This is a genomic window from Paenibacillus sp. VTT E-133280, from assembly GCF_002264385.1.
GTDB lineage: Bacteria > Bacillota > Bacilli > Paenibacillales > Paenibacillaceae > Paenibacillus_AQ > Paenibacillus_AQ nitricinens.
Window position 1 is genome coordinate 65,534 of sequence record NZ_NFUX01000034.1, and the last position, 6,000, is coordinate 71,533.

Here is a 6,000-nt window from a genome sequence, read left to right on the forward strand (position 1 = left end):
GATGTAGGATAATACAATTCAAAGTGAGGTATTACAATGAGCGATCACAAACATGAGCATGGTGAAGCATGCGGTTGCGGGCATGATCACGACCATGAGCACGAGGAGTTTGTGCTGACCTTGACGAACGAGCAGGGCGAAGATGTTGAAATGGTATTGGTTGAAACTTTCGACATCGGTGAGAAACTATACGCGCTGCTGTTAGAAAAGGAAAATCCTGAAGCGGATGGCATTATTCTTCGTATGGAAGAAGAAGACGAAGAAATGGTATTGTACAATATCGAAGATGAAGAAGAATGGAAAGCTGTTGAAGAAGCTTACAACAATCTGCTTGCTCAGCAAGAATAGATTTTAGCGACTAAATTAAGCTGTTCTATTGTGTATATGACAGTTGATGTTTATATACAGAAACCCGATACTTATTATGGTATCGGGTTTTTGTATAAATAAATGATTTTTTTTAGGGGAAATGATGGGTCTTAGGAAATAGGATCGGCTTCTACAATCACTTTTATGTTAGTGATGCTGCGGTCTTCAGGACCCTTAACCGGAAGTCCAATCTCCACATGGTCGATAATATAATCGATGTTATCCTGAGTGATAACTTCGCCAGGGAGAAGAATAGGTATTCCAGGCGGGTATACATATATAAACTCTGCAATAATGTAGCCAGCAGATTCACGGAATGGAACTAACTGCGTATCCGCATAAAAAGCGTCCCTTGGAATCAAAGCAAGCTGTGGAATTTCTGGAACCTGAACCTTAAGTTCGTAGATTTCACCCTTGCTATAATGAATGGCGGACAACACCCGAAGTGCAGCTAATAATTTATCTACTGATTCTTGGGTATCACCTGGGGTAATAAGGCAAAGAATATTATACATGTCACTTAGTTCTACTTCGATGTTGTATTTCTCGCGCAGCCAGTTTTCGGTTTCGTATCCTGTGATCCCTAAATGGCGCACATGAATATTGAGCTTGGTTGGGTCATGATCAAATGTTGCTTCTGTCCCAAGGATCTCTTTTCCAAAGCTGTACAGGCCTTCGATCTTATTGATCGTTTCGCGTGCATAGTTGGACAGTCTGATGGTTCTTTCCGCCATTTCATGACCGTTCAGCGCGAGATTACGTCTTGAGGTATCCAAAGACGCTAATAAAATATATGAGGTAGATGTTGTAGTCAGCATGCTCATAATGGTCTGTACCCGTTGCGGGTTAATCAGACCCGTCTTAGCATTAAGATTCAGTACCGAGCTTTGCGTCATGGAGCCGCCAAGTTTATGCACACTAGTGGCAGCTATGTCCGCTCCGGCCTGCATGGCCGATACCGGCAGATCCTCATGAAAATGAATCAGTACTCCATGTGCCTCGTCCACCAATACGGGTACACCGTAACGGTGAGCCAGGTCGACAATCGAACGCAGGTCGGCGCATACACCGAAGTACGTGGGATTGATTACTAGAACTCCTTTGGCGTCTGGATGACGCCTTAACGCTCGTTCCAGCGAACTGGTCGTTATGCCGTGATCTATCCCGAGATTCTCATCCTGAACAGGCGAGACAAACACAGGCTTGGCTCCGGAGAAGATAATGGCCGACATCACAGATTTATGAATGTTACGCGGCACAATTATTTTATCACCCGGTGAGCAGACAGAGAGGATCATCGTCATGATGGCATTGCTCGTGCCCTGTACGCTAAAATACGTATAGTCGGCGCCGAAAGCCTTCGCAGCCAGCTTCTGAGCTTCCTGGATTACTCCAGTTGGCTGATGTAGATCATCAAGCGGTGCGATGTTGATTAGATCGATGGATAGAGCGTTATCGCCGATAAACTCACGGAATTCGGCATCGGTTCCTAGCCCCTTCTTATGCCCCGGAATATGAAATTGAACGGGATTGCCGGCGGCATGCTTTTTTAAAGCTGTGAAGAGGGGAGTACGGTGTTGATTCATTTAATGCTGTCACAACCTTTCGCGAATATTAAAATTTAAGGCAAGCATCAGTATAACAAAACAATCTACAGAATACTAGGATTTGGATGTGATAGAATGTCCACAAAAGCTGCACAACGTACACATATCAGTTTGACGTCGCCATTTATCATGGAGATGTGGGTAATTATTTTTTTAGTTGAGTTTGTTAAAGGGTCGCTACTTGTCGCTCTGTTACCCGTATATATGGAGAATATTTTGGGTCTATCTGTTACGGTAGTAGGCTTTGCCTTTGCGCTCCAGTATTTGGGGGATAATCTATTCCGCAGTCCTTCTGGCTGGGTTATGGAGCGCATAGGATTTCGCTGGACCATGACAAGTGCCTTGTTGTTGATCCTAGTAGCTGTTGGAATGATAATATATGCCAAAACAGCAGTTACGCTCTCGATTGCCTGTCTTATTCTTGGGATCGGGACATCCCCGCTTTGGCCTTGTGTGATGACCGGAATAACGGAATTGGCGGGATCTACTAAAAGCGGCAGCAGTGGTGCAGCTATGGGTGCTGTAGAGATGGCATCGCTCGCAGGAACGGGAATCGGTCCGATCGTAGTGAATTTTTTGATGGATCAGGGGGGACAAAGCTATCGTGTAGCCTTTTTGGTCCTGCTAGGATGTGCTGCTGTTGTAGTTGTGGTTGCCCTATTTCTACCTAAGAGAATCTCGACAAGTGGAACTCATGCAGTTGTAAGGGACATGCAGGGGCTCGGCGGAGCTATTGAGCGTAAAAAAATCAGTCCATTAGAAAGTATAAAAAGAACACTACATCAGGTCAGAACGACGCTTAAAGTCAGTCGCCTACTATATCCAGCCTTATTTCTTCAGGCTTTTGCCATTGGTTTGATGACGCCTGTAGTTACCTTGTTTGCACGTACGGAGCTTCATGTTAGTCCAAATCAGTTTAGTCTACTTCTGATTGCAGGTGGGGGAATTACGGTGCTTGCTCTAATTCCAGCAGGCAAGCTGGTGGACCGAATCGGAACAACTGTGTTTCTGAACATTGGCTTTTTACTCGCCGCCTTTTCCCTTGCCCTGTTCTCACAGGTGCGCTGGCTCCCGCTTGCTTTTATCGCGGTGGCATTGGTCGGTATAAGCTACGCGCTTATTCTCCCGGCATGGAATGCCTTTCTGGCTAAGCAAGTGCCTAAGGGGGAACGAGGGACTGTGTGGGGGCTATTCTTGACCTTGCAAGGCTCAGGGATGGTGGCAGGGCCGGTGATATCAGGTAGACTATGGGACCATGTAGGTCACGGTGTACCGTTTCTGATGAGTGCAATTGTAATGTTGATGCTCTTTGGGCTACATTTACTAATTGTACACAGAACGAAGCTGAAATTTAAACCTAGTTGACCTTAGAAGTGAAAAGCCGCTGACAATCTGAGAATTAGATTGTCAGCGGCTTTTTTTAGGAAGGATTCGGCTCAAAAAGGACTAAAAGAAATAAAAAATTCAATCAGCGTTTGGAGAAAGTCTGTTGCGGGTAAAAATAGTCAATAAACCAAGTTACCGCTACATAAACTGAAGTATAAAATAAGACTAAGACGAACGCATTAGTAACTACTACTTGAAGAGGTCCGGCAGCCATAAATACTCGGGAATTGAACAATTGTGTTGGCTTTGCAGATGTGAAGCAGTTAGGGGGGAGTGCCGTGAACAAAAACGACGAGGTGGAGTATTGTAACCTGGAGTTACGTTTCGACAGACAGCATATCCAGGACCTGATCAAGGATTTGATTCAAAAAGGTTATTCCCTATATTGGAGCGAGAACGAACAGGTCTTTGTAATTTCGGTCCGTACGGGTCGTAAACTGGTGAAATTACGGTTTCAAAGGATCAAAGATGGCTATAAACTCGTGGGAGACTATATGATTCGTGATGCTCGCTTGTCAGAATGGATGGAGAAGTTAATTGGGGACATGCGGGGCCATGCCATAGTAAAGCGCTTCCGGGACCGTCAGATTATTATTGAAAATATTTTGTTCGGCGAAGTCATCCGTCTTGTCGAAATCTCGGGTTATCAGCAGCGAGTCTTATACCAGAAGGGTCCTATGCTCACAGATGAGGAGCTGACCAAGCTCTATTATTCTGTTGAAGGAGAGGAACGAATTCGCCAGCGTAGGATTGAAGTGGATGAGCAGCTGGATCGATTATATGATGCACTTAAGGCTGAGGATATGATTCGTGCGGAGAAATGCCGAGCTCAGCTTACCTTTTTGACGAAGGAATTGTATATGTTAGAATGGTAAACAAGGTGCTGAAATAAGCTGTTTAGGGGCACCCCGAATTTCGGGGTGCCTTAGATTTGTTTGAGAACTTGCAGACAGGGGTTCACTTCTGGCACTAAAAACGTTAAAATAGTCATTGTGATCATTTTCATATTGGCAATGGTTTTGTTGATGAATTTGATCTTTATTCGCAGGGCAGGCTTTGCTGTCTCTGATAAAGGGTGGTATTCTTATACTGCGAGAAATGGATTTCCCAAAAATATAGGGTGCAAAGGGTGGAGGACCAGATGGCAAAACAACAAATCGGCGTTATTGGCTTGGCGGTAATGGGCAAGAATTTGGCTCTAAATATCGAAAGCAAAGGTTTTTCCGTATCCGTGTTTAACCGCTCACCGGAGAAGACACATGATCTTCTAGCTGAAGCGGAAGGTAAGAACCTCGTAGGCACATTTTCTGTAGAGGAATTTGTAGCTTCGCTTGAAGCACCGCGCAAAATTCTGATCATGGTTCAAGCTGGTAAAGCTACTGATGCTACCATCGAGCAACTGTTGCCGCATCTTGATCAAGGCGACATTATCATCGACGGAGGAAATGCTTATTTCCCTGATACGGTTCGTCGCAGTAAATATCTGGAAGAAAAAGGTTTCCGCTTTGTCGGAACTGGCGTTTCTGGCGGAGAAGAAGGAGCACTAAAAGGTCCTTCCATTATGCCTGGCGGTCAAGAAAGCGCATATAAGCTAGTAGAACCAATCCTAACGGCAATCTCAGCTAAAGTTGACGGTGAGCCTTGCTGTACATATATCGGACCAGACGGTGCGGGACACTATGTTAAAATGGTGCACAACGGTATCGAATATGGTGATATGCAATTAATCTGTGAAGCTTACCAGTTGTTGAAAGACGTTCTGGGTCTGGATGCAAAAGAACTTCACAACATTTTCAAAGAGTGGAATAGCGGTGAGCTCGACAGCTATCTGATCGAGATTACTACAGACATTTTTGCTCAGTATGATGAAGAAACTGGTAAACCAATGGTTGACGTGATCCTTGATTCCGCTGGACAAAAGGGAACTGGTAAATGGACAAGCCAAAGCTCACTGGATCTTGGTGTACCTTTGTCCATGATTACCGAATCCGTATTCTCACGCTTCCTGTCTGCAATGAAGGATGAGCGCGTAGAAGCAAGCAAAGTGCTTAACGGACCAGAAGCTACACCATTTGATGGTGACAAAGCTGAATTCATCGAGAACGTGCGTAAAGCATTGTTCGCAAGTAAAATCGTATCCTATGCTCAAGGCTTCGCTCAACTTCGCGTAGCTTCTGACGAATACGGCTGGGATCTGAAATATGGTGAGTTGGCTAAAATTTGGCGCGGCGGTTGCATTATCCGTTCCCGTTTCCTACAAAACATCACGGATGCTTACGAGAACAATGCAGATCTTAAGAACCTGTTGCTTGATCCTTTCTTCAAGGATGTTATGGACAATTACCAGTCCGCATGGCGTAAAGTTATCGCTTCAGCTGTAACGATGGGTGTTCCAGTACCTGGATTCTCCAGCGCATTGGCTTACTATGATAGCTATCGTACTGAAAGACTGCCTGCGAACCTGCTTCAAGCACAACGCGATTACTTCGGCGCACACACATTCAAACGTGTAGACAAAGAAGGCGTCTTCCACCACAACTGGATGTCAGCTGAATAATTTAGTTCGTTACGTAATAAGCAAAAACGCCTTCCGCGTCCCTAAAAGACGGGTAAGTGTTTATGCGAGAAATATAAGGAT

At 44.9% G+C, this 6,000-nt stretch carries 5 protein-coding genes; 4 read left to right on the forward strand and 1 reads right to left on the reverse strand.

Annotated elements, in window-relative coordinates; translation table 11 throughout:
- Positions 1–36 precede the first annotated feature (36 nt).
- The gene (locus tag CA600_RS16150; RefSeq protein ID WP_042187300.1) at positions 37–348 is read left to right on the forward strand and encodes a DUF1292 domain-containing protein; all 312 of its coding nucleotides are present in this window, start codon (positions 37–39) and stop codon (positions 346–348) included.
- A gap of 131 nt (positions 349–479) precedes the next feature.
- Here CA600_RS16150 and CA600_RS16155 read toward each other — a convergent pair whose 3' ends face one another.
- The gene (locus CA600_RS16155) at positions 480–1,955 is read right to left on the reverse strand and encodes an aminotransferase class I/II-fold pyridoxal phosphate-dependent enzyme (protein WP_094871400.1); all 1,476 of its coding nucleotides are present in this window, start codon (positions 1,953–1,955) and stop codon (positions 480–482) included.
- A 96-nt stretch (positions 1,956–2,051) separates the two neighbouring features.
- Here CA600_RS16155 and CA600_RS16160 point away from each other — a divergent pair, with 96 nt between their 5' ends.
- From CA600_RS16160 to gndA, 3 genes are all read left to right on the forward strand, one after another.
- Positions 2,052–3,341 (forward strand): MFS transporter, encoded by a 1,290-nt coding sequence (locus tag CA600_RS16160; RefSeq protein ID WP_094871403.1) that lies wholly within the window; start codon positions 2,052–2,054, stop codon positions 3,339–3,341.
- 299 nt (positions 3,342–3,640) lie between these two features.
- Positions 3,641–4,237: a hypothetical protein gene (locus CA600_RS16165; protein WP_094871404.1), complete on the forward strand. Its 597-nt coding sequence runs from the start codon at positions 3,641–3,643 to the stop codon at positions 4,235–4,237.
- A 266-nt stretch (positions 4,238–4,503) separates the two neighbouring features.
- Complete coding sequence (gndA, locus tag CA600_RS16170; RefSeq protein ID WP_094871406.1) at positions 4,504–5,919, forward strand: NADP-dependent phosphogluconate dehydrogenase; 1,416 nt, start codon at positions 4,504–4,506, stop codon at positions 5,917–5,919.
- Positions 5,920–6,000 lie beyond the last annotated feature (81 nt).